The sequence below is a fragment of the Rhodococcus sp. ACS1 genome (assembly GCF_002300155.1).
GTDB lineage: Bacteria > Actinomycetota > Actinomycetes > Mycobacteriales > Mycobacteriaceae > Rhodococcus_F > Rhodococcus_F koreensis.
The window spans coordinates 1,496,029-1,519,797 of the sequence record NZ_NSDZ01000005.1 but is presented as its reverse complement, the minus strand read 5'-3'; the positions used below and the strand labels follow the sequence as shown (position 1 = coordinate 1,519,797).

The following is a 23,769-nucleotide window of genomic DNA, read 5'->3' as shown; positions in this document are numbered from 1 at the left end:
TAATCAGTGCTGCATCACGGTGATCGTGGCACCCGGCTCCCAGGAGGACGCCATGAGAAACGCACAAGGTCCGGGCTCCCGCCGCTTCGGCCGCCCCGGTGGATGGCAGCAGGCGGACGTCCCCGACGCGAGCGACGCGGCCGAGTGGTTCGCCGGCCGCCTTCCCGACGACTGGTTCACCGGCCCCGCGACCGTCGAGGTCGACCGCGAGGAGATCGTGGTGGTCGGCGAGTTGCCGCCCGTCGAGTCCGCCGACTCCGGTTCGGAGGCCGCGATCGACGGACGCATTTCCCGGTTCCGCGAAACCACCCGGGGCGATCGAATGCGCATCGCCGACGAGGCCGAACGGCGCTACGGACGCAAGGTCGCGTGGGGCGTCAGCCTCGACGGCCACAAGACGCTGTTCACCCACCTCGCGGTTCCGGTGATGACCCGGCTCCGCCAGCCCGAACGCAAGGTTCTCGACACGCTGGTCGACGCCGGTGTGGCGCGGTCGCGGTCGGACGCCCTGATGTGGACGGTGCGCCTGGCGGGCCAGCACAGCGAACAGTGGCTCACCGAACTCCGTGAAGCCATGGCGAAGGTGGACGACCTCCGCGCCGAAGGTCCCCAGATTTAATTCGATTGCACGGGTATCGGTGGCGTCCTATCGTGAACGTCACCGATGCGCACCGGGCGCGTCAGACAGAGGGGAACGGTCCATTGCTCCTGACGAGGTAGTCACGCGAGTCTTCATCCGCACACACCTCGGGAGTACCCCATGGCCCAGTCATATCTGTCCCTGTCCGACCTCACGTTCACCTGGCCCGACGGCGAGCCTGTCTTCGACGGCCTCGACGCCGTCTTCGGCCCCGGACGCACCGGCCTGGTCGGTCTCAACGGTTCCGGAAAATCCACGCTGCTCCGGCTGATCGCCGGGCGCCTGCGTCCCGACCGCGGGTCGGTGACGGCACAGGGCGAGGTGGCGTACCTGCCGCAGGACATCACGCTCGACCCCACGCTGAAGATCGACCGGATCCTCGGCATCGACGATCTTCGGGCGGCGTTGCACCGCATCGAGTCCGGCGACGGCACGCCCGAGGATTTCGATGCCGCGACCGGCCGCTGGGACATCGAGGAGCGGGCCGTGTCGACCCTGCACCGGCTCGGTCTCGAGCGGGTGCTCGGCAGCACGTCCGACCTCGACCGCACCGTCGGCACCCTGTCCGGTGGCGAGACCGTGCTGCTCGGTCTCACCGCGCAACTGCTGAGGGAACCGGAGGTGCTACTACTCGACGAGCCCACCAACAACCTCGACGGCGCGTCCCGCAGCAAGCTCTACGAGGTGGTGCAACAGTTTCCGGGCACGCTGCTGGTGGTCAGCCACGACCGTGCCCTGCTCGACCTCATGACGTCCATCGCGGAACTGCGCGCCGGCGAGATCCGCATGTTCGGCGGGAACTTCAGCGCGTACCGGGAGATCGTCGAGGCGGAGCAGGCGGCCGCCCGGGCCGCGGTGCGCGACGCCCGCAGCGACGTGCAGAAGCAGAAGCGGGAACTCGTCGAGGCCCGCATCAAGATCGACCGTCGTAAGCGGTACGGGCAGAAGATGTTCGAGAACAAACGCGAGCCGAAGATCGTGATGGGACTGCGGAAGCGGCAGGCGCAGGAGTCGGCGGGAAAGCTGCGGAACAATCACATCGCGAAGGTCGACGAGGCGCGGGATTCGCTGACGGAAGCGGAGAGTGCCCTGCGGGACGACCGCGAGGTGCGCATCGACCTGCCCGACACGGAGGTGTACTCGGGTCAGGAGGTGGTCTCCGTCCGGGACCTGAGCCTGCGCAGCGGACAGCAGGTGTCGCTGGACGTGGTCGGCCCCGAGCGGATCGCGCTCGTCGGACGCAACGGCGTCGGGAAGACGACCCTGCTCGACGCCGTCGTGGCAGCGGGACCGCGGGTGCCGTTCAAGGCCCTGCCGCAGCGACTCGACGTGTTCGACGAGTCGCTGACGGTCGCCGAGAACGTGGCCGCGGCAGCGCCGCACGCGTCGCAGGAACAGATCCGCGCCCAGCTGGCCCGGTTCCTGTTCCGGGGCAACGATTCCGATGTTCTCGCGTCGGCGTTGTCGGGCGGGGAACGGTTGCGGGCCGCCCTCGCGACCATCCTGCTGGCCGAACCCGCCCCGCGACTGCTGCTGATGGACGAGCCGACGAACAACCTCGACCTGCCGAGCCTCGCGCACCTCACGCAGGCGCTGCGCAGTTACCGCGGTGCACTGATCGTGGTCAGCCACGACCGGCAGTTCCTCCACGACATCGGTGTCACCCGGTGGCTGGAAATGACGGGAGAGGGCCTCCGGCCCTGTGCGCCTTTCGGGTAGTCCCGGCTACCACAAAGGCGCACGGGCGAAGCTCATTCGGCGACGCCGATGTCTTCGTGCCACAGTGCGGGCCTGCGCTCGATGAATTCGGCCATGAGGTCGATGCAGTGCTGATCGCGCAGGACGGTGACGTCGACGCCGTTCTCGCGGAGCCATTCGTGACCGCCGGTGAACGTGACGCTCTCCCCCACGACGATCGCGCCGATGTTGAACTGCCGGACCAGTCCGCTGCAGTACCAGCACGGCGACAGGGTAGTCACCATGATCGTCGAGCGGTAGTCACGCTGGCGCCCGGCGGCGCGGAACGCGTCCGTCTCGCCGTGGACGGACGGGTCGCCGTGCTGGACCCGCCGGTTGCGGCCGCGGCCCAGCAGGGTTCCGTCGCCGGCGAACAGCGCGGCCCCGATCGGGATTCCGCCCTCACGTTTGCCGAGTTCCGCCTCGGCGATCGCCACGGCCAGCAGCTCCTCGGGGTCGAGCGCGGGATTCGGAGGAATCGGCATGCCACCAGTATCGCCCCCGGCCCGTGCGCCCGAGTGCACTCCGCGAGTCGGCCGCGACACGCGCGTGATGCAGACTGGTCGGGTGCAGCACGCTACCAATCCCGTCGACGGCGTCCGGATCGCGTACCAGACCGTCGGCGACGGGGAACCGCTCGTCCTCGTCCACGGCACGGCTCTCTCCCACGCGATCTGGCGCGGATTCGGTTACGTCGCCGCGCTGCGTGATCGGTACCGGCTGATCCTGGTCGATCTGCGGGGCCACGGGCGCAGCGACAAGCCGCACGACGAGGACGCGTACGCGATGGATCTGCTCAGCGGCGACGTCCTGGCGGTCCTCGACCACCTGGAGCTTCCCAGCGCGCACGTGCTGGGGTATTCGCTCGGCGGCCGGGTCGCGCTGGCGTTGGCGGTCGGCGTGCCCGAACGTCTGGAGAGCCTGATCGTCGGCGGTGGCAGCAGCCTCCCGCAGGCAGGCGCGTTCGACCGGCTGTTCTTCCCGGGCTGCATCGACGTCCTCGAGCGGGACGGTATGGAGGCGTTCCTGGGGCAGTGGAATGCCCGGCGCGGGTGGCCGATCGACGCCGGGACGCGGGCGGCGTTCATGGCGAACGACGCGAAGGCGCTCGCCGCGTACATGCGGCGTTCCGGTGTGGAGCCGGGAGTCGACGACGACGTCCTGCGCCGGATCGCCGTCCCCACCCTGCTGTTCGTCGGCTCGAACGATGCCGAGCGGATCGGCGACACCCGGCGGGTGGCGGCGCTGATTCCCGGTGCGTCGCTGACGATCCTGCCCGGTTTCGACCATTCGACGGCGGTGGCCGCGAGCACCGAGGTGCTCGCGGCCGTCGAGCCGTTTCTCGCGGCGGTGTGACCGCTACACCCATTCGACCAACTGGATGATCACCCCGTTCGGGTCGCTCATCTGGAAGTAGCGTTCGCCCCACGGCTCGGTTTCGATGGGCGTCACGATCGGGACGCCCTCCGCCTGCAGTCGCTCGTATTCGCCGTCGATGCCGTCGACGACGAGTGCGATCAGCAGCCCCTGGCCGGCGTCACCGGCGATCCGCGCGGGTTTGAACGTCTCCAGTCCGGTCTTCAGGAAGACCAGATTGAAGCCGACGTCCGCACGCTTCAGCGACACGAAGCCCTCGGCGGCCATCTCCTCGACGAAGCCCAGGTGGGACTTGGCGAATTCGGCCGACGCGACGGGGTCTGCGACGTTCAGCGACAGTGCGCTCGCGGTGACCTTCACGGTGGTGTCCTTTCGTTGACGACACCTCACTAACGTACGCCGTACGACAATTGTTCCCGGGGCGGACCTCACATCGCCAGCAGGCCCTTCGCGATGTGCGTCACCTGGATCTCGTTGCTGCCGGCGTAGATCATCAGCGACTTCGCATCGCGCGCGAGCTGCTCGACCCGGTACTCGGCCATGTAGCCATTGCCGCCGAACAGCTGCACCGCCTCCATCGCCACCTCGGTGGCGGCCCGCGAGGAGTAGAGCTTCATCGCCGACGCCTCCGCGAGACTCACCCGATCCCCCGCCGCCGTGCGCTCGATGGCGTTGAAGACCATGTTCTGCACGTTGATGCGCGCGATCTCCATCTCGGCGAGCTTGAGCTGGACGAGCTGGAACTGGGCGATCTCCTTGCCCCACAGCTTGCGGGACTTGGCGTAGTCGACGCAGAGTCGGTGGCACTCGTTGATGATGCCGAGTGACAGCGATGCGATACCGATCCGTTCGGCCGCGAAGTTCTCCTTCGCGCTGGACTTGCCGTCCGACTTGCCGCCGTCCTCCGTCTCGCCGAGCAGACGGTCGCGGGTGAGGTGCACGTTGTCGAAGAACAGTTCCCCGGTGGGCGAGGAGTTCATGCCCATCTTCTTGAACGGCGCCCCCTGGGTGAGCCCCTCCATGCCCGCGTCGAGGACGAAGGCGAGGACCTTCCGGTCGCGGCGGTCGACGGACGAGTCCCCCTCGTCGAGTTTCGCGTAGACGACGATGACGTCGGCGTAGGGACCGTTGGTGATGAACGTCTTCTGCCCGTTGAGGATGTAGTCGTCGCCGTCGCGGCGGACGTAGGACTTCATGCCGCCGAACGCGTCCGAGCCGGAGTCGGGCTCGGTGATCGCCCACGCTCCGACCTTCTCGAACGTGACCAGACCGGGCAGCCAGCGCTCCTTCTGCGCCAGCGTCCCGCGACTGCGGATGGTGCCCGCCGCCAGCCCGAGGCTCACCCCGAGCGAGGCGACGAGCCCGAGGCTGACGCCCGCCAGTTCGGCGTTCATGATGACGCCCATGCTGCCCGCGCCGCCGAGGCCGCCGGATTTCTCCTCCTTCGCGCCGGCTGCCGCGTCGCCGCTGCGTTCGCGGTCCAGGGACTTCGTGAGCGCCTCCCGGGCCATCTCGTCCAGGCCGAAGGTGGCGAAGAGCTTGCGGATGATGTCGAACGGAGGCAGCTCGCCGGTCTCCAGCTTGTCGACGTGCGGTCGAATCTCCTTGTCGATGAAGCCGCGGATCGCGTCGCGGAACATCAGGTCGGTATCTGACCACTCATACATGCCGGGCACTCCAGTCGCCGAGAGACAAAGGGTTGCCGCAAATATAGAACACGTTCCTATTATTCGACAGGTGTCATGACGAGCCACCGTCCGTTCCACCGATCCCGAGCCACTTCGACCGCAGCCGGTCGAGGGTGCCGTCCGCGGCCAGGGCGCGCTGCGCCGACTCGATGCGGTCACGCAGCGCGCGATCACCGGTGCGGACGGCGACGGCGATCTCCTCCCGGGAGATCCCCCGTTCGACCACCTCGACGTGCGGGCGGTCCCGGACCAGCCAGGTGAGGACCGGCGCGAGTTTCATGACGGCGTCGCACCCGCCCGAGGACAGGTCGTCGAGGGCCTGTCCGATCCGGTCGTACGCGTACACCCGGATCGCGCCCACGCGGCCCTCCGCGACCAGGCGATCGACGATCGGCTGACTGGTGTTGCCGTGCTGGACACCGACGGTCAGGCCGCGCAGGTCGTCGACCCCGCGCACGCCCGGATGCCGGGACGTGTCGACGGCCAGGGACTGACCCGACACGAGGTACGGGGCGCAGAAATCGGCACGCGTCCGCCGCTCCGGCGTCACGGTGGTTCCCGAGGCGATGCAGTCGAATTCGCCGTCCGCCAGTGCGTCGAAGATGCCGTTGAAGTCGGTGCCGCGGTACGGGACGAGCGACCAGTCGAGGCCGAGTTCCTGCGCGAGCGCCCGGGTGAACTCAACGTCGAAACCCGCAGGCGCCTCGCCGTCCCGGAACTCGAACGGCGGGTCGGGCAGGGCCGAACCCACCCGCAGTACGCGCGCTGCCGCCGTCATGTCGCCCCTCTCCGGCCGTGGCGGGTGCCTACGAACCGATCAGCCCCAACCGCTGTGCCAGCCAGGGCATTTCCTTCTCCAGTCCCGCCGACCACACCGCGAAGCTGTGCCCGCCAGGCACTTCCACGTACTGCACGTCCATTCCGGCGTTCTTCGCGGCCTGATAGACCTTCTGCGCTCCCGGCTTGTAGGCATCGTCGTCGCTGCCGATCACGAAGACCCCGGCCGAGTCCGGGTATTTGTTCGCCGCCATCAGGTCGAGCGGGTTGACCCTCTTGAACGCCGCCTCGTCACCGCCGAAGCCGTCGTCGAGGGTGCGCTGGTGGTCGCCGAGCGTGGGCGCCTCCTGACCCGAGATGTCGAGGAACGTCGGATACACGTCGGGATAGTTCGTGGCCATCTGCAGCGAACAGGTGCCGCCGTAGGACAGGCCGCCGATGGCCCACGCCTTGGGGTCCGGGTTCACCTGCAGGTTCGACTTCACCCACGACGGAACGTCCTTCGCCAGATACGTGGCCACGTTGCCCAGCTTCGAATCGGTGCACAGGGGGTTCGCGATCTGCGAACCGGTGCCGTCCGCCACCACCACGATCGGGGCCAGTCCATCGTGTTTCGCGGCGAACTCGTTCATCGTGGTGGCGAGCTTGCCTCCGGCGAACCAGTCCTCCGGCGAGCCGGGCTGGCCGGCCAGCATCACGAGCACGGGCAGCAGCGGGCGCGGGTTGGCGAAGTAGGCGGGCGGCAGGTAGATCTCGGCGTCGCGGGCGGCGAACCCCGACGCCGTCCCGGGAACGGCCGCCGTCAGCACCCGTCCCTCGCTGGGCATCCCGGGCGGGGCCGTCCACGACGCGTCGAGCGGCGTTCCCGTCACGACGTTCTCGGTGGAGCTGCCGAGGTCGTTCATCTGGACGCGGTCGAACGGCTCCGCCCCGAATGCCGTGCCCACCGTGGGATAGGCGTCGAACACCCAATTGATCTGCGTCGCGGACGCGAGAAGCACGGCGAGGACCGCGAGAACCGACCCGACGGCGGCTTTCACTGTCCGGCCCGCACGGATCCGCGGCACGAGCAGGATGATCGCGAAGAGCCCCAGACCGATCCACACGTAGATGGACATCTCGATGGGGTCGGGGAACGGCCGGAGAACCTTTTCGACCATCACGTACAGGACGACGGTGACGACCACCGACACGGCCAGGCAGATCGGAACAGCTTTCGTGCGGTACCAGGGGGCGCGGGCGGCGAGCAACCACACGCCGCCGAGCGCGCCGATCCCCGTGAGGATCCAGGGCAGAGGCCCTGAGATCACGCTGACGTCGCTGAGCCATTCCACGTTCCGAAGCCTAGAGCGCGAACCCGCACCGCGTCGGCGACTCGGAGCGACCGGTAAAATTGCGGGGGTGACATTCATCAAGGTGTGCGGCCTGCGTGACGAGGCCTCCGTCGATCTGGCCGTGCGCCTCGGCGTGGACGCCGTGGGTTTCGTGTTCGCCGACAGCGTCCGCCGGATCTCCGCCGAGGAAGCCGCACCGCTGGTCCGCCGGGTCACCGGTCACACGGTCGCGGTGGGCGTGTTCAAGGGGAGTCCCGTTCCGGAGGTGATCGAGATCGCCGCCGCGGCAGGTCTCGGCACCGTCCAGGTGCACGACCTGACCTCCGCCGACGACGTCACCCGGTTGCGGGAGGCGGGCCTCGGCGTGATCCGTGCCGTCGTCGCCGGTGACACCTCGGGCGATTTCGGAGCAGACCGCATCCTCGTCGACGGGGCCACCGCCGGGGCAGGCGTGCCCTGGGACTGGGCGAACCAGAGCAGGCCCGACGGCCAATGGATCCTCGCCGGCGGGCTTCATCCGGGCAACGTGCGGGCCGCCGTCGACGCGACCGGCGCGTGGGGTGTCGACGTGTCGAGCGGCGTCGAATCGTCCCGCGGGGTGAAGGATGCGGCGCTGATCGAGCAGTTCGTCGCCGCCGTGCGGTCCGGCGACTGAGTCAGTTGATTCAGCGCGGCATCCCGGCCACGGAATCCTCCACGTCCCACGATGCGAGCACCGTCCGGATACCGACGACCAGCGCGAGCGGCTGATCGATCATCACGTGGTGTCCGGCATCGGGGATCTCGACGACCATCGCGGTCGGCCCGAATCGGCTGCGCATGCTGTCCATCATGGCGTCGGTGACGATGCCGTTCTCGGCGCGGAAGTAGGCGAGGCGGCAGCGCGGGTCGGACGCGCCCAGATGGCCGCTGCCCTCGCGGGAGAAGAACGAGGAATCGAACTTCCACGACCACCCGCCGTCCACCTCCTCCATCGAGGTCTCCGCGACGTGGCGCAGGACGGCGGGCACCGCGGTGTCCTGCGGCGGGACGAACCGGAACCGCTCCAGCGCCACCTCCCGGGACGGGTAGACCTTCTTCGGACCGAAGGCCCGCTGCTTCCGCGCTTCTTCCTCTTCCGGCGTGCGCGCGAGGACGGGCGAATCGATCAGCTGGACACCGGCCAGGTCCTCGCCGAACAGTTGCGCGGCCACGTACGACACCATTCCACCCATGCTGTGCCCGACCAGCACGGGCGCCCCCGAGATGCCCGCCGGTTTGGCGACGGCGAGGGCTTCCTCCGCCCACCGTTCCAGTCCGTACTCCTGGCGGCGGTCGCTGTCTCCGTGCCCGGTCAGGTCGAGTGCGACAACGCGGCGGCCCGTGGCCAGCATGGGTGCCACATGATCCCACCACCGGCTGTGGGCGGCACCGCCGTGGACGAGCACGAGCCCGGGAGTGCCCGTCGGGCCCCACGCGCGGTAGTGGACCTCCGCACCGGCGACGTCCACCCGGCCGATGTCGACCGGGGCCGCCACTGCCGTGGTGAACCAATGGGGCGCGTCCGACTGCTCGTTGCTCATTCACCGAACATACCGACCACGGGCGGACGCTCTCGGCCGCCCTAGAGAAGGTCCAGCATGGCCGCGACCGTGCGTTCGACCACCGGGAACCTGTCCGGGGCCAGATCGTGCCGGGCGCCCTCGAGTTCGACGAGCGTCGTCGGAGCGGGGATCAGTGCGAGTGCCGACCGCATTTCGTCGGGGGTCGCGAACGGGTCCTTCGACCCGTGCACCACCACGGCCGGGGTGCGGAGGCCGGGCAGGTGCTCGGTGCGGAGCTTCTCCGGCTTGGCCGGTGGATGCAGCGGGTACGACAGCAAGAGCAGGGCGTCGACGAGACCCGGACGCTCCGAGGCGAGCATGGACGCCTGACGCCCGCCGTACGAGTGCCCGCCCGCCCACACCGGCGCCGGCACCAACTCCCGCATCACGGCCACCGCGGCCGCGATGCCCTCCCGGTCCTCCGCCGCCTTCGACGGGTGTGGCGGACCCGACGCGCGGCGCTGCCGGAACGGGAGGTCGAACCGCAGGACCGCCACCCCCCGCTGCACGAACCCCTCGGTCACGGCCCGCAACAGCTTTGTGTCGCAGTCACTTCCCGCCCCGTGCGTCAGGACCAGCCCGGCCGACGCGTCTCCCGCGGGGCGGTGGAGACGTCCGCGCACGCCGTCGCGTTCCAGCAACTCGCTCATGCGGTTCACGGTAGTGGAATGCCGGACTGTTCCAGCGCTCCGGCTGCGAAACCTGCCTGCCGGAACTTCCCGTTGATTGCGATTGGCTCACGGTCTGTTTGCCGCATTTGCGGGCTGGGTACTTTAACAACACGACTGCTGGGAGTAGCCAATGGACACCATGACCATCATCTGGATCATCGTCGCGATCGTCGTCGTACTCGCCGTGGCCGCGCTGCTCATTGCGGCGTCACGCAAGCGCAACGAGCGCCGCCACCGGGAGGCCGACAGCATCCGCGCGAAGGCGCAGGAGCAGACGTCCGTCGTCGAGAAGCGCGAAGCGCTGGCGGAGGAGACTGCGGCCAATGCGCGGAAGGCCCAGGCAGAAGCGGAGGCGAAGGCCGCCGAGGCCAAGCGACTACAGGTCGATGCGCAGACTCATCAGAACACGGCGACCACGTCTCGTGACGACCTGAAGCAGGAGTGGAAGAGGGCGGACGAGCTCGATCCCGAGGTCAAGACGAGGGGTGCCGCCTCGAACGACGCCCGCACCACCGACGCCAGGGCCGCGGACGCCCGCACCACCGACGGCGGACCGGCCAACGCCCGGACCGACGGCACGAGCTCCACGAATACCCATGGAGCACACGCGAAGCCGACCGACACGTCGTCGACATAGCGTTCGGGTACGACAGGTACACCGGCCCGGTGCCGGTGCCCACACGGGAGGTCGGAAATGCGTATCGGACGGCTCCTGTCGCTGATCGTGATCATCTGGCTGATCATCGGCGCCATCGCCGTGTTCCAGCGCGGCTATTTCAAGGACGCGCAGGCCGATTGCGCCAGCGCGGGAACGATCGCCGTCACCGTGATCGCCGGGCCGCTCAACTATGCGGGTGTCAACCCGAAGATCGATTGTGAAGTGCCGCAACCGAGTCAGTAGTTCCAAGCAGTCAACCGAAAGAGGGAAGACCGTGATCGTTCTCGGACTCATCCTGCTCGTCATCGGCCTCGTCACGGGGATCTCGATTCTCACGACGATCGGAATCATCCTCCTCGTCGTCGGCCTCGTACTTCTGCTGCTGGGCACGACGGGCCGCGCGGTCGGCGGGCGGAAGTACTGGTATTGACGTCGGCGACCGTCCCTAATCATTGACATTATCAATGATTGATAGATAGGTTCCTTTCGGGCATGCAGGCGTGCAATGCGCGCCTGCCGACGAAAGGAACCTTGCATGTCTCCGGTTGCACTGGAACGGACCATCTTCGACGCCGATCACGATGCGTTCCGGGACACGGTGCGCCGATTCGCCGAACGTGACGTCGCCCCACGCCTTCGCGAATGGGCCGATGCAGGGCAGGTCGATCGGGACGTCTACCGTCAGGCAGGCAAGCTCGGGCTCCTCGGGATCAATGTCGAGGAGCGATTCGCCGGTGGCGGAACCGACGACTTCCGTTTCAATGCCATCGTCATCGAGGAACTCTGCCGCGTCGGGGCGCCCGCCGTCGTGATGGGCCTGGCCGGCATCAACGACCTCGTCACGCCCTACCTCGCCTCGCTCGCGAACGAGGAGCAGAAGCACCGATTCCTGACACCCCTGTGCACCGGCGAGAAGATCGGGGCGATCGCCATGACCGAGCCGGGCGCGGGTAGCGACCTGGCCGCGATCTCCACGACCGCCGTCGTCGACGGCGACAACCTGGTCCTGAACGGGACCAAGATCTTCATCAGCAACGGCATGCTCGCCGACTTCGTGATCGTCGTGGCCAAGACGGATCCGGCCGCGGGCAAGAAGGGCATGAGCCTGCTGGTGGTCGAAGCCGGAATGGACGGATTCACCCGCAACGGCCCGCTGCACAAGGTCGGGCTGAGCGCCCAGGACACCGCCGAGCTCGTGTTCGACGACGTCCTCGTCCCCCGTGAGAACGTCCTCGGCGAACCGAACGCCGGCTTCGGCCACCTGCGCCACAATCTGCCTCAGGAGCGTCTCAGCGTGGCCGTCACGTCCATGGCGTCGATGCGCCGCACGTTCGACCAGGCCCTGACGTACAGCTGCGACCGCACGGCGTTCGGCCGGAGGGTGGCCGACTTCCAGGCCAACCGCTTCTACCTCGCGGAACTCGCCACCGAGATCGAGATCGCGCAGTGCTTCACGGACCGCTGCATCCTCGACGCCGCGCACGGCGCGCTCGACGAAGTGACCGCCGCGATGGCGAAATGGTGGATCACCGAGCTGCAGCAGCGGGTCGTCCAGCGGGCGGTCCAACTACACGGCGGCTACGGGTACATGCGCGAGTACGACGTCGCGCAGGACTACCTCGACTGCCGCGGCGGGCCGATCTACGCCGGCACCACCGAGATCATGAAGGAGATCATCGGGCGCAGGCTCACACGGTCCTGACGGGTCCGATTGCCCGCGTGAATGATTCACGCGAGCCGCGGCCCCGGCGGCCGTCTGCGACCACGACCCCCGAAGCGTTGGCAATCTCTTCCATTGACAACTTCAATGATTAATGTTTAATTGTGATCCGCGCTACACATGCGCTCCGCTCTGTTGTCCCACGCTCGGCCAAGGAGTATCGATGACGGTCACCGCCACCGCCGGCACCATGTCGGCCACCCGACGCAAGAAGGAAGTTCGCAGGGTGATCCTGTCGAGCTACCTGGGCAGCACCATCGAGTTCTACGACTTCCTGCTCTACGCCACCGCGGCGTCCCTCGTCTTCGGCCCGGTGTTCTTCGCCGGCCTGGACCCGCTCGCCGCGACCATCGCGTCGATGGGAACATTCGCCGCCGGCTACGTCGCACGTCCGCTGGGCGGAATCGTGTTCGGCCACTTCGGCGACACCGTCGGCCGCAAGGCCATGCTGCTGATCTCGATGACCGTCATGGGCATCGCCTCGTTCGCGATCGGGCTCATTCCCCCGCCGGAGATGATCGGATCCTGGGCAGCGGTGCTGCTCGTCCTCCTCCGCGTCTGCCAGGGACTCGCCGTCGGCGGCGAATGGGGTGGCGCAGCGCTGATGTCGCTCGAGCACGCCGAATCCGGCAAACGCGGCTTCGCCGCGGCGTTCACCAACGCGGGTGCGCCGACCGGTGCACTGCTCGGCACCCTCGCCCTGGCCGCCGTGTCCCTACTGCCCGACGAGCAGTTCCTGACGTGGGGCTGGCGCATTCCGTTCCTCATCTCGGCGCTCATGCTGGCCCTCGGCCTCTTCGTCCGGTCCAAGGTGTCGGAGAGCCCGCTGTTCACGGCGGCACTGAAGGAATCGGCCCAGAAGGACACCACCCCGCCCATCGTCACGATCCTGAAGCGGCCACGCGCGGTCGTCGTGGCGTCGATGAGCTGCATCGCGAGCTTCGGAATGCAGACCGCCTTCACCACTTTCGCCATCACGTACGCCGTGTCGAGCGGCGCCCCGCGGTCCGACGCGCTGCTGGCATTCTCCTTCTGCCAGTTCTGTGCGATCTTCCTGGTTCTCGGATCGGCGCGGCTGTCCGACCGGATCGGCCGCCGACCGGTCATGCTCGCAGGTCTCGCGGCGATGATCCTCAGCGTCTACCCGCTGTTCCTGCTGCTGGGCACGGGACAGTTCCTGTTCATCGCGCTCGCCTTCGTCGGGTACACCCTCTGCCACTCGGCCACCTACGGGCCGATGGCCGCATTCATCTCCGAGCAGTTCGGCACCCGCGCGCGCTACACCGGGGCGTCGCTCGGATACCAGCTTGCCACCCTCGTCGGCGCGGGATTCACCCCCGTCATCCTGGCGTCACTGTTCGCGTCGTCCGGCAAGTCGATCCTCCCGGTCGGGATGTTCGTCATCGCACTGTGCGTAGTCAGCGCCGTCTTCCTTGTCGCGACGAAGGAAAGCAAGGACAACGACCTGAGCGCCGACACCCCGTCTGCCTGACACGAGCCCGAGAGTAGTTTCGAAGAGAACGAGGAGTCACCATGGACAACGAAGGCATCGGCTCGTGGCTCGAGCGCCGCATCACCATGACGCCGGGGAACGAGGCGCTCGTCTTCGACGAACGAGCCGTCACCTACAAGGAGATGGCCCTGCGGACCCGCCGGCTCGCCCACGGGCTGCGCGCCCTCGGCGTCGAGAAGGGTGACTGCGTAGGCTTCTTCGGGTTCAACGACCCCGCGGCGCTCGAGGTGATGTTCGCGGCAGGCCTGCTCGGCGCCACGTACCTCCCGCTCAACGCCCGCCTCACCGCCGAGGAAGCACGCTACGTTCTCGGCGATTCACGCTGCACCACAGTGATCTTCGGCACTCAGCAGGCCGACGTCGCGCAGGAGCTGGCGCAGTCGGAGTCCCCGGTCACCACCTGGATCGGGCTGACCGACTCGTGGTCCGCCCACACCTACGAGAGTGTGCGCGCCGGGCAGCCCGACACCCGCATCGACGAGCAGGTGGGTCTCGACGACCTGTCGGTGCTCATGTACTCGTCGGGCACCACCGGCGCACCGAAGGGCGTCATGCTCAGCCACGGAAACATGCTGTGGAACGCCATGAACCAGCTTCTCGCCCAGGACATGACGTCCAAGGAACGCACGCTGTCGGTGGCGCCGCTGTTCCACATCGGCGGTATCGGCGGAGCCGTCACACCGACCCTGCTGTCCGGGGGCACCGTCGTGCTGCTGCGCAAGTTCGACGCCGGCGCCGTCCTCGACACGATCGAGAAGGAACGCATCACCACGTTCTTCGCGGTCCCCACGATGATCCAGGAACTCTGGCACCACCCCCGGTTCGCGGGCGCCGACCTGTCCAGCCTGCGGGCCATCTGCGTCGCCGGGGCTCCCCTGCCCGAAGCGCTGATCTCGCCGTGGCAGGAACGCGGCGTCGCGATCGCGCAGGCGTACGGTCTGACGGAAACCGCGCCGTCGGTGACCATGCTGTCGGGGGACGACGTCCGCGCGAAGGTCGGATCGGCAGGCAAGCGAACGTTCTTCACCGACGTCGACGTCGTCCGCCCCGACGGGTCGAGCGCCGAACCGAACGAGATCGGTGAGATCGTCGCGAAGGGGCCGAACGTGATGCTCGGCTACCTGAATCAGCCCGAGGCGACCGACCGCACCATCGTGAACGGCTGGCTGCACACCGGCGACGCCGGCTACTTCGACGACGACGGCTTCCTCTTCATCTGCGACCGCTACAAGGACATGTACATCTCGGGCGGCGAGAACGTCTACCCCGCCGAGGTCGAGGCGGCGCTGCTGAAGCTGGACGGCGTCCGGGAGGCGGCGGTGATCGGCGTCCCGCACGAGAAGTGGGGCGAGACCGGCATGGCCTTCGTCGTCGCCGCCGACGGCACCGCCCTCGACGAGGACACGGTGCGCGCCCGGCTGCGAGAGAAGCTCGCGGGGTTCAAGATTCCCACGTTCATCCGGATCGCGGAGGAACTCCCCCGCACCGCGACCGGCAAGATCCGCAAACCCGACCTGCGAACCTCCGCCCGTGAGTACTTGTTAACGTCCCGCGGTTGACAAGTACTCACGGGCGGTAGCATTTCAGGGTGAAGCACATCGGGATCGTGTTGTTCGACGGCGTCGAGGAATTGGACGCCGTCGGACCGTGGGAGGTGCTGTCCGCGTGGACGCGGATGTACCCGGACGACGGCTACGCGGTGTTCTGCCTGTCCGCATCGGGTGGGAGTGTGCAGTGCGCCAAGGGGCTCGTCCTGGGCGCGCATCATTCCTACGCCGACGCCCCGCCGCTCGACGTCCTGATCCACCCGGGCGGCCAGGGCACGCGTCCGCAGCTGCTCGACGACGCCCATCTCGGCTGGGTCCGCAGGCAGCGCGCCGAGGTTCCGTTGATGGCCAGCGTGTGCACGGGATCCCTGGTCTACGCGAAAGCCGGCCTGCTGAACGGCAGGCCGGCGACGACGCATTGGGCGTCACTGGGTTTGCTGGCGGAGATCGACCCGAGCATCGTCGTGCGGCCGGACGACCGGTTCGTCGACGACGGCGACGTGATCACCTCGGCCGGTGTGTCCGCGGGCATCGACATGGCTTTGCACCTCGTCGCCCGCTTCGCCGGAGCGGAGCGGGCGCGCGAGGTGCAACGCTACATCCAGTACGAGCCGTGAGTACTTGTCAACGTCCCGCGGTTAACAAGTACTCACGGGTGCGTCAGCGCACGACCGGCAGCGACACCCTGCTGGGGTACCGTGCCCCGGTGTGCACGCGCTGGTGGGCGACCACGAATTCCGCTGATTCGTAGGCGGATTCGCCGGTGTTGAGGTTGCGGTCCCACCGCGGATGGTTGCTGGACGTCACCTGGACGCGGATCCGCTCACCGGGCTGGAACGTGACGGCCGTGGACCACAGGTCGATCGCGTACTCGTACACCTCCCCGGGCTCGAGCAGGCTCTGCTCGGCGGACGTGTACGCCCCAGGGGTTCGGTAGGAGTCGCGGTAGCGGGCCCGCACGATGCCGTCGGTGAGGGTGATCGACGTCCCGTCCGTCGTGACGCGGCACAGCCTGACGACGAAGTCGGTGTCGACGGCACTCGACGACGCGAACAGTGTCGCGGACACCCGGCCGATCACGGTCAACGGCTCGGTGAGGACCTCGCCGGTGAACACGAGGACGTCGTCGCGGGATTCGACCCGGCTCTGTTCCAGTGCGCCGGGTGCGAACGTTCCCGGCATCATCGTCGCCCCACCGACCGTCGGTACCGGATCCGCCGGGTCGTAGTCGTAGTCGACGCGACCTTCCATCTGCTCTGCTTCCGCGGCGAGGGTTCCACCGGGAGCGAGGAACAGGTCCGCGGTGCGGGTGGGCTCCGGGAAGCGGTCGTACGTCCGCCACCGGTTCTCCCCCATCACGAATATCCGGACCCGCGGCAGGTCGGGTTCCTCGTCGCCAAGCACCGCCGCGTACCACTGCGCGTGCACCGACGACAGGTCCTGACCCGAGTCGAGCACCGCCTGGTTGGCAGGACTGCCGAACACCACCGACCCACCCAGCCCGGAGAAGTTGGTGTGACTCCACGGACCCAGAATCAGGTACGGCGCGGGAGCCGCACCGGAATCGCTGTGGGCGAGTTGGCCGAAGTACTGGTCGAGGGTGCTGTTGACGAAGATGTCGTACCAGCCGCCGATGTGCAGCGTGGGGAGGTCGACGGCCCGGTCGCCGGCGCTGTCCCACAGGTCGCGGCTGGGGTGGTCGATCGGGAATCCGAGCGATTCGACGATCGGCGACGCGAAGAACGCGGGGGCATCGGCAGCCAGGTCGCGCAGGGGCAGGGCGTCGAAGTACGCGTCCTCGGACATCGCCCGATCGATCCGCGCCCACGACGCCCATTCGCGTTCTGCGCGTGCCGGATCCGTGCGGGACAGTTTCGCGATCTCGGCCGGCCCTGCCGACAGGTGCCCCCATCCGAGCCGGGCGCCGAATTCGACCGCGCCCCCGCGCACGAGCCCGCCGGACCGCGCGTTGCCGCCTGCCGAGATTCCCGGGGCGATGCCGCGCAGGGCGGGTGGCTTCTCCTGGGCTGCGCGCCACTGCGTTTCGGCGAAGTACGACCTTCCCCACATGCCGACGGCTCCGGTCGAGTACGGCAGTTCGGCGGCCCACTGCACGGTGTCGTAGCCGTCCGGGCCTTCGTTCTCGGACGGCACGAACTCACCGTCGGAGCCGAACCGGCCGCGGACGTCCTGCATGATCACCACGAATCCGCCGGCCGCGACCGTGGTGGGGTTGAGGTAGCCGGAGTTGACGGACAGGTCGCGGCCGTACGGGGTGCGGGTGAGCAGCACCGGGAAGCTGCCGCTGGTATTCGGGCGGTAGACGGTCGAGCGCAGGACGACGCCGTCCCGCATCGTCGCCTCGACATCGTTCTCGATCAGTACATCGTGTTTCACAGGTTCGGTCGCTTTCGACGGGAGGTGGGTCATTTGCCGAGGTCGGTGGTGCTGGTCCGGTAGGTTTCGCGGACCGTGAGGGTGGTGAGCGCGCTGACCAGGCAGCAGCCCGCGGTGAACGCGGCCACCGGTATCCAGCCGTCCGGTCCTGGCCGGACGAGGGTCGCGGCGATGGTGGGGGCGAATCCGGTGGCCACCAGGGCCAGCTGTCCGGAGATCGCCATGCCCGAGTACCGGATGCGCGTCTCGAACATCTCGGCGTACAGGGCGGGGCCGATGGCATTGACGAGCGAGTAGCCGACCACCATCACGATGCACGCGGTGATCAGGATCAGGACGGTCGAACGCTGGCTGATCGCCCAGAAGAACCCGGAGATGGAGACTGCGCAGACGAGGTTGCCGGTGATGAAGACCGGTTTGCGTCCGATCCGGTCGGCGAGGATCCCGGCGGCGGGTTGCGCGACGAGGGCGAGCGCGGCGGTGAGGACGGTGGCTCCCACCATGACGGTCCGGGACACACCGGCCTCGTGGGTGCCCCACGCGAGGGCGAAGGCGCTGAAGATGGTGGACACCACCGCGAACAGTCCGCAGCCCACGACCCGCAGCACGCTCGGCCAGTGGTCGCGGAAGATCACCTTCGCCGGCATCTCCGTCGGCCCGTCGGTGGACACGGCCTCCTCGAACACCTCGCTCTCGGGCAGCATCCGGCGGATCACGAGGCCGGCGAGTGCGACGAACATGCTGAGCAGGAACGGGATACGCCATCCCCAGTCGAGGAAGGCGTCCTCGGGCAGTCCGGAGAACACGAGGACCACCAGCGATGCCAGCAGCATGCCGGCGGCCGCACCGGTGTTCACCCAGCTCGCCGCGAGCGCGCGGCGGCCTGCGGGTGCGTGTTCGAGGGCCAGGGACGCCGCTCCCGCCGACTCGCCGGCCGCCGACGCGCCCTGGACGGCCCGGAGCAGGACCAGCAGGATCGGCGCCGCGACGCCGATCGCCCCGTAGGTGGGTAGGCAACCGATGAGGGACGTGGCCACGCCCATCATCACGAGCGTCACCACCAGCATCCGCTTGCGTCCGAGCGTGTCCCCGAAGTGCCCGAAGACGAGGGCCGCGAGCGGCCGGACGACGTACCCGATCCCGATGGTCGCCATCGACACGATGGTCCCCCAGAACGAACCGAGATCCGGGAAGAACAGGGTGTTGAACGCGAGCGCGGAGAAGGAGGCGTAGATGAAGAAGTCGTAGTACTCGAGTGTGCTGCCCACGAAGGAGGCCAGGGCGGCCCGGCGCGCGTGGGGCGACCGGGCGCTCGTGTCGGCGCGTGCGACGCGGCCGTCGAATGTGGAAGTCATGTGGTTCCTACCTGAAAGTGAAGGGCTTCCGGGAGTTCGGAGAGGCCTCGAGGTGGGGGCGACACCGGGGATCGGAAGTTGTCCAGGTCACATCCGTTGCCGCCGAGGGAGACTCTGCCAAAGAAACCGATCACCGTCCAAGAGCAGTATCGGCAGTGATTGATAACCGATCTTTATTACTCGTCGGAGACGGCGCCCGGCGTCGGCAGCACCTCGGCGGCGAGGTCGAGAACCGTCTGCACGACGGGCGACACGGGACGGTCCGACCAGGCCAGCGCCGCCCGGACTTCGAATCGACCGGCGTCGAGGGGGATCAGCACCACCCGGTTGGGATACGTCTGCACGTCACCGGGCACGAGCGCGACGCCGACCCCCGCCGCGACGAGGGCGGTCAGGACGATGCCGTCGGTGGTCTCCTGCACGATGTTCGGGGTGAACCCGGCATCCCGGCACGCGGCGAGCAGATCCCGGCGGAGCGTGGATCCGGTGGCGGCGGGATTCGCGACGAACGCCTCCTCGCGCAGTTCCGCGAGATCGATCGACTCCCGTTCGGCGAGTGGGTGATCGCTCGGGAGCAGCGCACTGAGGTACTCCACCGAGATCTGCCGCGTGAGCACGTGGGGGTGCGAGACCGCGTCCGACACGATCCCGAGGTCCAGTTGCCCCTCCCAGATCTCGTCGAGGATCTGCCCGCTCACCGTCGCCCCCTCGAGGACGAGGTCGATCAGGGGATACCGTCGGCGCACCGACCTTGCCAGAGAGGACAATTCGGTCTGCCCGTAGGCCCCGCTGAAGCCGACCCGGACGCGGCCCTCGACCTTCGGATCCGCGATCACCGCGGCATCGACGGCGCGGTCGATGCCGGCGAGCGCGTCCTTGCACGGCTGCAGGAAGCGCTCGCCCGCCGCGGTGAGCCGGACCGAGCGCGTGGTGCGGTCGAACAGTTTCACACCGAGACGCTTCTCGAGTTGCTGCACCTGCTGGCTCACCGCCGGTTGCGCGATGTGCAGCACCTCGGCGGCCCGGCCGTAGTTGAGTTCCTCGGCGACCGCCACGAACGATTTCATCCAGCGGATTTCCACGGCAGGCCAGTCCACCACGAACACCGTGAGACGGACCTCGCCGGGCAGTCGTTCGCCGGTGCCGACGAGGATCCGCGAGCGCAGCCACGACCACCGGCCCTCGGCGGCGGTGAGCCGCGGCGTGCAGCGGAAGTAGACACGCTCGGGCGGCACGGGCTCACCCGCGACCAGCCGGGCGATGTCTTCCGGGGTGCCTGAGCGAAGGCCGAAGTTGGTGACGTAGATCCGGTCGCCGTCGTCGGTCTCGATCGCGTACTTGGCCTCGAGTTCGGTGAGCGTGGGCGAGCTGAGCACCTGGAAGTCCGCCCCGACCGGCAACACGGTGCCGCGGAGTTCGGGGCCCTCGACGCGTCCCCCGACTATGGGGATGATGCGGCGGGTGCCTTCGGGTGTAGATCCGATCTCCACCGGATCGGCGACCTGCACGACAAACGTGGCGAGGAACGACAGGCCGGGCGGGGCCGGGGCGAGCAGGTCGGTCATCGTGCCCTACTCGGGACTTGCGGGAAAGGCGATGCTCTGCAACGTGTCCCGCATCTGGTTCACGACAGATTCGGGGATGCCCTCGAAATAGCGCCCGTGGGCGGCGTCGACCCGGGCCTTGGCGTCGTCGCGTAGCCGCCTGCCCTCGTCGGTCGCGGCGATCAGCTTGTTGCGGCGGTCGGAGGGGTCGAGGGTGCGCACGACGAGTCCACGTTCCTCGAGTTCGTCGACGAGCCCCACGATCTGACTGGGGTCGAGGCCCATGGTGGCGGCCACTCCGCGCTGGTTGACGCCCTCGGCCTGTTCGCACGCGAGCACCAGGACCGAGTAGGACCGCACCCGCAGCCCGGTGGGAACGAGAGCCTTGTTCACCGAGCCCAGCACCATTCCGCCGACGCGCGAGAGCAGGAACCCGATGTCGTCCGATAACGCCTGCGCCTCTGCCATGCGACGACCCCCTTCCGATGAGTGTCGCTAGAGTAGCAGATCTTAATGATTGACTTTCTCAATCATCAATGATTACGTGTGATTCAGCGAACACGACCTTAGGAGAATCACGACATGGACCTCACCGACAAAGTCGCCGTCGTCACCGGCAGCGGACAGGGCCTCGGACTGGCCTACGCCAAGGACCTGGCACGCCACGGCGCCGCGGTCGTGATCAACGACGTCAACCAGGCCACCGCCGACGCCGCCGTCGCCGAGATCACCGCCGCGGGCGGCCGGGCCGTCGCCATCGTCGCCCCGGTCGGCAGCACCGAGACCGCCCGGGCCCTCGTCACGGGCGCGGTCGACGCGTTCGGCCGCCTCGACGTCATGGTCACCAACGCCGGCATCCTCCGCGACAAGGTGCTGTGGAAGATGACCGACGACGACTTCGACGCCGTGGTGGGCGTGCACCTGCGCGGCACCTTCACGTGCGTCCGCGAGGCCGTCCTGAAGTTCCGCGAACAGTGCGACGGTGGTCGCATCATCTGCATCGGCTCCCCCGCCGGCCAGCGCGGCAACTTCGGGCAGACCAACTACTCCGGCGCCAAATCCGGCATCGTCGGCATGGTCCGCACCTGGGCGCTCGAACTGCAGCGCGCCGGCATCACCGCCAACGCCGTCTGCCCGGTCGCCGCGACCGCGATGACCGAGACCGTCCCGTTCCTCGCGCCCTACATCGAGGGCATGAAGAACGGTGAGCCGCTGCCCGACATCATCCGCCGCGAGGTGGGCATGGGCAGCCCCGACGACGCCGCGGGCATCATCTCGTTCCTCGCGTCCGACGCGGCAGCCGACATCACCGGACAGGCGTTCGCCGTCGGTGGCGACCGCCTCGCACTGTGGTCGCACCCCGAACTCACCGCGGTCGAGTACCACGACGGTGGCTGGTCGGCCGACGACATCGCCGCACAGTGGACGGCCACGTTCGGCGAGTCCGTCCAGTCCGTCGGCGAGGAATTCCCCGAGGAGTTGATGGCCAAGTGAGCCGCTACGAGTACGGCATCGACTTCGACACGATCGACGCCATCGACATCCACACCCACGTCGAGATCGACGGCTGCGGACACCGGTCCCTCGACGACGAACTGATGGCCGCGTCCGAGAAATACTTCAAGTCCGGCGAGGAACGCACCCCGTCCATCGACGCGATCGCCGACCACTACCGGGCCCGCAACATGGCGGCGGTCGTGTTCACCGTCGACGCGGCTTCCGCCAGCGGACACGCCGCGAACTCCGTCGAGGAGATCGCCGAGGGCGCCGCCCGCCACAACGACGTCCTCATCCCGTTCGGCTCCGTCGACCCCTGGCAAGGCAAGGCCGCCGTCCGCCGCGTCCACCGCCTCGTCGACGACTTCGGCGTCAAGGGCTTCAAATTCCACCCCAGCATGCAGGGATTCGAGCCGAACGACCGCCGGTTCTACCCGCTCTACGACGCCATCACCGAGGCCGGGGTCCCCGCCCTGTTCCACACCGGCCAGACCGGCATCGGCGCCGGCCTGCCCGGCGGCCACGGCATCAAACTGCGCTACTCCGACCCGATGCTCCTCGACGACGTCGCCGCCGACTTCCCCGACCTCACCGTGATCATGGCCCACCCGTCGGTGCCGTGGGTCGACGCGCAGATCTCCATCGCCACCCACAAGGCCAACGTCTACATCGACCTGTCCGGATGGTCGCCGAAATACTTCCCGCCGCAACTGGTCAAGGCCGCCAACAGCATGCTCCGCGGCAAGGTGCTGTTCGGGTCCGACTTCCCCGTCATCCAGGTCGACCGCTGGATCACAGACTTCGAGAACCTCGACATCAAACCGGAGGTCGCACCGCTGATCTTCAAGCAGAACGCCCTGCGTGTTCTCGGTATCAAAGACTAGGAGCCCTGACATGACCACCACCGCCACCACCACCCGGGTCGCCACCCTCGCAGACCTCGCCGCACTCGAGGGCACGTCGCTGGGCACCAGCTCGTGGATCGACATCCCGCAGCAGCGAATCGACACGTTCGCCGACGCCACCGACGACCACCAGTGGATCCACGTCGACCCCGAACGCGCCCGGGCCGAGAGCCCGTTCGGCGGACCCATCGCCCACGGGTACCTCACGTTGTCGCTGATCATCCCCATGTGGGACGAGATCCTGACCGTCGACAGCGTCACCATGGCCGTCAACTACGGGCTGAACAAGGTCCGGTTCACCAGCCCCGTGCCCGCCGAAGGACGCGTCCGGCTCAGCGCGACGCTGCAGTCCCTCGAGGATTTGCCCAAGGGCGGCGTCCAGGTGACGGTCGCGGGGCAGATCGAACTCGAGGGCAGCGAGCGTCCCGCGGTAGTCGTCGAGGCCGTGTACCGCTTCTTCGAGTAGACCACCTGTGAGTACTTGTTAACGTCGGGCGGTTAATAAGTACTCACAGGTGCCGGAGGCGCACCACCACGCCTACTCGGGCGCCTGGTCGTCGGGCTCGACCTGCTCCGCCTGCTCGCGCTCGGACGCGTTGCCCGCGATTCCCTTCGCCTCGCGTTCGGCCGCGAGCCGGTCTTCCATGTCGTCGACGAGGTCTGCGATCCGCTGGTGTTCGGGGAGCTGATCGTGTCGATCCGGATTCGCCTTCATCACGCTCCTTCCGCCGGGTGCGACGTGCCGGAATCCTGCGACTCCTGGACGCACAATTCGAACTGTACGCCGCGGGCCCGGCAGAAGCGGGCATTCGTGGTGGTACAAACT

Annotated in this window: 26 protein-coding genes and 1 pseudogene; 14 read left to right on the top strand and 13 right to left on the bottom strand. The window is 68.1% G+C overall.

Annotation, left to right across the window (positions count from 1 at the left end; all coding sequences use genetic code 11):
• The first annotated feature begins 52 nt into the window (after nucleotides 1-52).
• Entirely contained in the window at nucleotides 53-619 is a 567-nt protein-coding gene (locus tag CJ179_RS27525; RefSeq protein ID WP_072947548.1) for a hypothetical protein, read from the top strand.
• A gap of 141 nt (nucleotides 620-760) precedes the next feature.
• Entirely contained in the window at nucleotides 761-2,359 is a 1,599-nt protein-coding gene (locus CJ179_RS27520) for an ABC-F family ATP-binding cassette domain-containing protein (RefSeq protein WP_072947549.1), read from the top strand.
• Nucleotides 2,360-2,391: 32 nt separating this feature from the next.
• Here the strand turns inward: CJ179_RS27520 and CJ179_RS27515 are convergent, their stop codons facing one another.
• Entirely contained in the window at nucleotides 2,392-2,862 is a 471-nt protein-coding gene (locus CJ179_RS27515) for a nucleoside deaminase (protein WP_072947550.1), read from the bottom strand.
• Between the two features lie 67 nt (nucleotides 2,863-2,929).
• On the opposite strand from CJ179_RS27515, the gene CJ179_RS27510 reads away from it, so the two are divergent.
• Nucleotides 2,930-3,733 carry an alpha/beta fold hydrolase gene (locus tag CJ179_RS27510; protein WP_179377659.1) on the top strand — a complete coding sequence of 268 codons (804 nt, stop codon included), beginning with the start codon at nucleotides 2,930-2,932 and terminating at the stop codon, nucleotides 3,731-3,733.
• A 3-nt stretch (nucleotides 3,734-3,736) separates the two neighbouring features.
• On the opposite strand, the gene CJ179_RS27505 is transcribed toward CJ179_RS27510, so the two are convergent.
• From CJ179_RS27505 to CJ179_RS27490, 4 genes are all read right to left on the bottom strand, one after another.
• Complete coding sequence (locus CJ179_RS27505) at nucleotides 3,737-4,114, bottom strand: VOC family protein (protein WP_072947554.1); 378 nt, start codon at nucleotides 4,112-4,114, stop codon at nucleotides 3,737-3,739.
• Nucleotides 4,115-4,182: 68 nt separating this feature from the next.
• Nucleotides 4,183-5,421, bottom strand: a complete 1,239-nt coding sequence (locus CJ179_RS27500; protein WP_072947555.1) for an acyl-CoA dehydrogenase family protein — start codon at nucleotides 5,419-5,421, stop codon at nucleotides 4,183-4,185.
• A 73-nt stretch (nucleotides 5,422-5,494) separates the two neighbouring features.
• On the bottom strand, nucleotides 5,495-6,220 hold the full coding sequence (locus CJ179_RS27495; protein WP_095863455.1) for an ABC transporter substrate-binding protein: 726 nt from the start codon (nucleotides 6,218-6,220) through the stop codon (nucleotides 5,495-5,497).
• Between the two features lie 28 nt (nucleotides 6,221-6,248).
• Complete coding sequence (locus CJ179_RS27490; protein WP_072947557.1) at nucleotides 6,249-7,553, bottom strand: esterase family protein; 1,305 nt, start codon at nucleotides 7,551-7,553, stop codon at nucleotides 6,249-6,251.
• A gap of 67 nt (nucleotides 7,554-7,620) precedes the next feature.
• Here CJ179_RS27490 and CJ179_RS27485 point away from each other — a divergent pair, with 67 nt between their 5' ends.
• Nucleotides 7,621-8,208, top strand: coding sequence for a phosphoribosylanthranilate isomerase (locus tag CJ179_RS27485; protein ID WP_095863454.1), 588 nt, complete (start codon nucleotides 7,621-7,623; stop codon nucleotides 8,206-8,208).
• A gap of 10 nt (nucleotides 8,209-8,218) precedes the next feature.
• On the opposite strand, the gene CJ179_RS27480 is transcribed toward CJ179_RS27485, so the two are convergent.
• Together CJ179_RS27480 and CJ179_RS27475 are read right to left on the bottom strand one after the other, a co-directional pair.
• Nucleotides 8,219-9,115, bottom strand: coding sequence for an alpha/beta fold hydrolase (locus CJ179_RS27480; protein WP_095863453.1), 897 nt, complete (start codon nucleotides 9,113-9,115; stop codon nucleotides 8,219-8,221).
• A 41-nt stretch (nucleotides 9,116-9,156) separates the two neighbouring features.
• Complete coding sequence (locus tag CJ179_RS27475) at nucleotides 9,157-9,786, bottom strand: alpha/beta fold hydrolase (protein ID WP_373560158.1); 630 nt, start codon at nucleotides 9,784-9,786, stop codon at nucleotides 9,157-9,159.
• A gap of 151 nt (nucleotides 9,787-9,937) precedes the next feature.
• Between CJ179_RS27475 and CJ179_RS27470 the strand changes: the two genes are divergently transcribed.
• The 7 genes from CJ179_RS27470 (at nucleotide 9,938) to CJ179_RS27440 (ending at nucleotide 15,862) form a co-directional block, all read left to right on the top strand.
• Nucleotides 9,938-10,444: a hypothetical protein gene (locus CJ179_RS27470; RefSeq protein WP_095863451.1), complete on the top strand. Its 507-nt coding sequence runs from the start codon at nucleotides 9,938-9,940 to the stop codon at nucleotides 10,442-10,444.
• Nucleotides 10,445-10,501: 57 nt separating this feature from the next.
• Nucleotides 10,502-10,708, top strand: coding sequence for a hypothetical protein (locus CJ179_RS27465; RefSeq protein ID WP_072947562.1), 207 nt, complete (start codon nucleotides 10,502-10,504; stop codon nucleotides 10,706-10,708).
• 31 nt (nucleotides 10,709-10,739) lie between these two features.
• Nucleotides 10,740-10,895 carry a DUF6131 family protein gene (locus CJ179_RS51435; protein ID WP_095863450.1) on the top strand — a complete coding sequence of 52 codons (156 nt, stop codon included), beginning with the start codon at nucleotides 10,740-10,742 and terminating at the stop codon, nucleotides 10,893-10,895.
• Between the two features lie 105 nt (nucleotides 10,896-11,000).
• Nucleotides 11,001-12,167: a dihydro-p-hydroxycinnamoy-CoA dehydrogenase gene (gene couH, locus CJ179_RS27455; protein WP_095863449.1), complete on the top strand. Its 1,167-nt coding sequence runs from the start codon at nucleotides 11,001-11,003 to the stop codon at nucleotides 12,165-12,167.
• A gap of 181 nt (nucleotides 12,168-12,348) precedes the next feature.
• Nucleotides 12,349-13,677, top strand: coding sequence for a p-hydroxycinnamate MFS transporter (couT, locus tag CJ179_RS27450; protein ID WP_095863448.1), 1,329 nt, complete (start codon nucleotides 12,349-12,351; stop codon nucleotides 13,675-13,677).
• A 41-nt stretch (nucleotides 13,678-13,718) separates the two neighbouring features.
• Nucleotides 13,719-15,257 (top strand): p-hydroxycinnamoyl-CoA synthetase, encoded by a 1,539-nt coding sequence (couL, locus tag CJ179_RS27445; RefSeq protein ID WP_095863447.1) that lies wholly within the window; start codon nucleotides 13,719-13,721, stop codon nucleotides 15,255-15,257.
• 29 nt (nucleotides 15,258-15,286) lie between these two features.
• Nucleotides 15,287-15,862, top strand: a complete 576-nt coding sequence (locus tag CJ179_RS27440) for a DJ-1/PfpI family protein (protein ID WP_095863446.1) — start codon at nucleotides 15,287-15,289, stop codon at nucleotides 15,860-15,862.
• 43 nt (nucleotides 15,863-15,905) lie between these two features.
• On the opposite strand, the gene CJ179_RS27435 is transcribed toward CJ179_RS27440, so the two are convergent.
• The 5 genes and pseudogenes from CJ179_RS27435 to couR all read right to left on the bottom strand — a co-directional run bounded on the left by CJ179_RS27435 (nucleotide 15,906) and on the right by couR (nucleotide 21,009).
• Nucleotides 15,906-17,675 carry a CocE/NonD family hydrolase gene (locus tag CJ179_RS27435; RefSeq protein WP_095863445.1) on the bottom strand — a complete coding sequence of 590 codons (1,770 nt, stop codon included), beginning with the start codon at nucleotides 17,673-17,675 and terminating at the stop codon, nucleotides 15,906-15,908.
• The gene (locus tag CJ179_RS27430) at nucleotides 17,672-18,997 is read right to left on the bottom strand and encodes an MFS transporter (RefSeq protein WP_072947575.1); all 1,326 of its coding nucleotides are present in this window, start codon (nucleotides 18,995-18,997) and stop codon (nucleotides 17,672-17,674) included. Before CJ179_RS27430 ends, CJ179_RS27435 begins: the two co-directional genes overlap by 4 nt.
• A gap of 176 nt (nucleotides 18,998-19,173) precedes the next feature.
• Entirely contained in the window at nucleotides 19,174-20,079 is a 906-nt protein-coding gene (locus tag CJ179_RS27425; RefSeq protein WP_072947578.1) for a LysR family transcriptional regulator, read from the bottom strand.
• A 24-nt stretch (nucleotides 20,080-20,103) separates the two neighbouring features.
• Nucleotides 20,104-20,562 (bottom strand): annotated as a pseudogene (locus CJ179_RS27420) (DUF3237 domain-containing protein); the annotation flags it as partial.
• A 6-nt stretch (nucleotides 20,563-20,568) separates the two neighbouring features.
• On the bottom strand, nucleotides 20,569-21,009 hold the full coding sequence (gene couR, locus CJ179_RS27415) for a MarR family transcriptional repressor CouR (RefSeq protein WP_095863444.1): 441 nt from the start codon (nucleotides 21,007-21,009) through the stop codon (nucleotides 20,569-20,571).
• 114 nt (nucleotides 21,010-21,123) lie between these two features.
• Here couR and couN point away from each other — a divergent pair, with 114 nt between their 5' ends.
• From couN to couM, 3 genes are read left to right on the top strand one after another with little or no spacing between them, the layout of a single operon-like run.
• Nucleotides 21,124-22,035, top strand: a complete 912-nt coding sequence (couN, locus tag CJ179_RS27410; protein WP_095863443.1) for a 4-hydroxyphenyl-beta-hydroxyacyl-CoA dehydrogenase — start codon at nucleotides 21,124-21,126, stop codon at nucleotides 22,033-22,035.
• Nucleotides 22,032-22,922, top strand: coding sequence for a 4-hydroxyphenyl-beta-ketoacyl-CoA hydrolase (couO, locus tag CJ179_RS27405; RefSeq protein WP_095863442.1), 891 nt, complete (start codon nucleotides 22,032-22,034; stop codon nucleotides 22,920-22,922). The genes couN and couO overlap by 4 nt, the downstream gene beginning before the upstream one ends.
• Nucleotides 22,923-22,932: 10 nt before the next feature.
• Complete coding sequence (couM, locus tag CJ179_RS27400; RefSeq protein ID WP_095863441.1) at nucleotides 22,933-23,409, top strand: p-hydroxycinnamoyl-CoA hydratase; 477 nt, start codon at nucleotides 22,933-22,935, stop codon at nucleotides 23,407-23,409.
• 72 nt (nucleotides 23,410-23,481) lie between these two features.
• On the opposite strand, the gene CJ179_RS51430 is transcribed toward couM, so the two are convergent.
• The gene (locus CJ179_RS51430) at nucleotides 23,482-23,658 is read right to left on the bottom strand and encodes a hypothetical protein (RefSeq protein WP_167372172.1); all 177 of its coding nucleotides are present in this window, start codon (nucleotides 23,656-23,658) and stop codon (nucleotides 23,482-23,484) included.
• Between the last annotated feature and the right edge of the window lie 111 nt (nucleotides 23,659-23,769).

What these genes read in the sequence shown, in the direction of transcription:
- CJ179_RS27430 (WP_072947575.1), bottom strand. Translation starts at nt 18,997, where the DNA reads ATGACTTCCACATTCGACGGCCGCGTCGCACGCGCCGACACGAGCGCC.
- CJ179_RS27515 (WP_072947550.1), bottom strand. Translation starts at nt 2,862, where the DNA reads ATGCCGATTCCTCCGAATCCCGCGCTCGACCCCGAGGAGCTGCTGGCC.
- CJ179_RS27475 (WP_373560158.1), bottom strand. Translation starts at nt 9,786, where the DNA reads ATGAGCGAGTTGCTGGAACGCGACGGCGTGCGCGGACGTCTCCACCGC.
- CJ179_RS27500 (WP_072947555.1), bottom strand. Translation starts at nt 5,421, where the DNA reads ATGTATGAGTGGTCAGATACCGACCTGATGTTCCGCGACGCGATCCGC.
- CJ179_RS27525 (WP_072947548.1), top strand. Translation starts at nt 53, where the DNA reads ATGAGAAACGCACAAGGTCCGGGCTCCCGCCGCTTCGGCCGCCCCGGT.
- CJ179_RS27520 (WP_072947549.1), top strand. Translation starts at nt 761, where the DNA reads ATGGCCCAGTCATATCTGTCCCTGTCCGACCTCACGTTCACCTGGCCC.
- couL (WP_095863447.1), top strand. Translation starts at nt 13,719, where the DNA reads ATGGACAACGAAGGCATCGGCTCGTGGCTCGAGCGCCGCATCACCATG.
- CJ179_RS27465 (WP_072947562.1), top strand. Translation starts at nt 10,502, where the DNA reads ATGCGTATCGGACGGCTCCTGTCGCTGATCGTGATCATCTGGCTGATC.
- CJ179_RS27510 (WP_179377659.1), top strand. Translation starts at nt 2,930, where the DNA reads ATGCAGACTGGTCGGGTGCAGCACGCTACCAATCCCGTCGACGGCGTC.
- couM (WP_095863441.1), top strand. Translation starts at nt 22,933, where the DNA reads ATGACCACCACCGCCACCACCACCCGGGTCGCCACCCTCGCAGACCTC.
- couR (WP_095863444.1), bottom strand. Translation starts at nt 21,009, where the DNA reads ATGGCAGAGGCGCAGGCGTTATCGGACGACATCGGGTTCCTGCTCTCG.
- couN (WP_095863443.1), top strand. Translation starts at nt 21,124, where the DNA reads ATGGACCTCACCGACAAAGTCGCCGTCGTCACCGGCAGCGGACAGGGC.
- couT (WP_095863448.1), top strand. Translation starts at nt 12,349, where the DNA reads ATGACGGTCACCGCCACCGCCGGCACCATGTCGGCCACCCGACGCAAG.
- CJ179_RS27495 (WP_095863455.1), bottom strand. Translation starts at nt 6,220, where the DNA reads ATGACGGCGGCAGCGCGCGTACTGCGGGTGGGTTCGGCCCTGCCCGAC.
- CJ179_RS27480 (WP_095863453.1), bottom strand. Translation starts at nt 9,115, where the DNA reads ATGAGCAACGAGCAGTCGGACGCGCCCCATTGGTTCACCACGGCAGTG.
- couH (WP_095863449.1), top strand. Translation starts at nt 11,001, where the DNA reads ATGTCTCCGGTTGCACTGGAACGGACCATCTTCGACGCCGATCACGAT.
- CJ179_RS27435 (WP_095863445.1), bottom strand. Translation starts at nt 17,675, where the DNA reads ATGACCCACCTCCCGTCGAAAGCGACCGAACCTGTGAAACACGATGTA.
- CJ179_RS51430 (WP_167372172.1), bottom strand. Translation starts at nt 23,658, where the DNA reads ATGAAGGCGAATCCGGATCGACACGATCAGCTCCCCGAACACCAGCGG.
- CJ179_RS27470 (WP_095863451.1), top strand. Translation starts at nt 9,938, where the DNA reads ATGGACACCATGACCATCATCTGGATCATCGTCGCGATCGTCGTCGTA.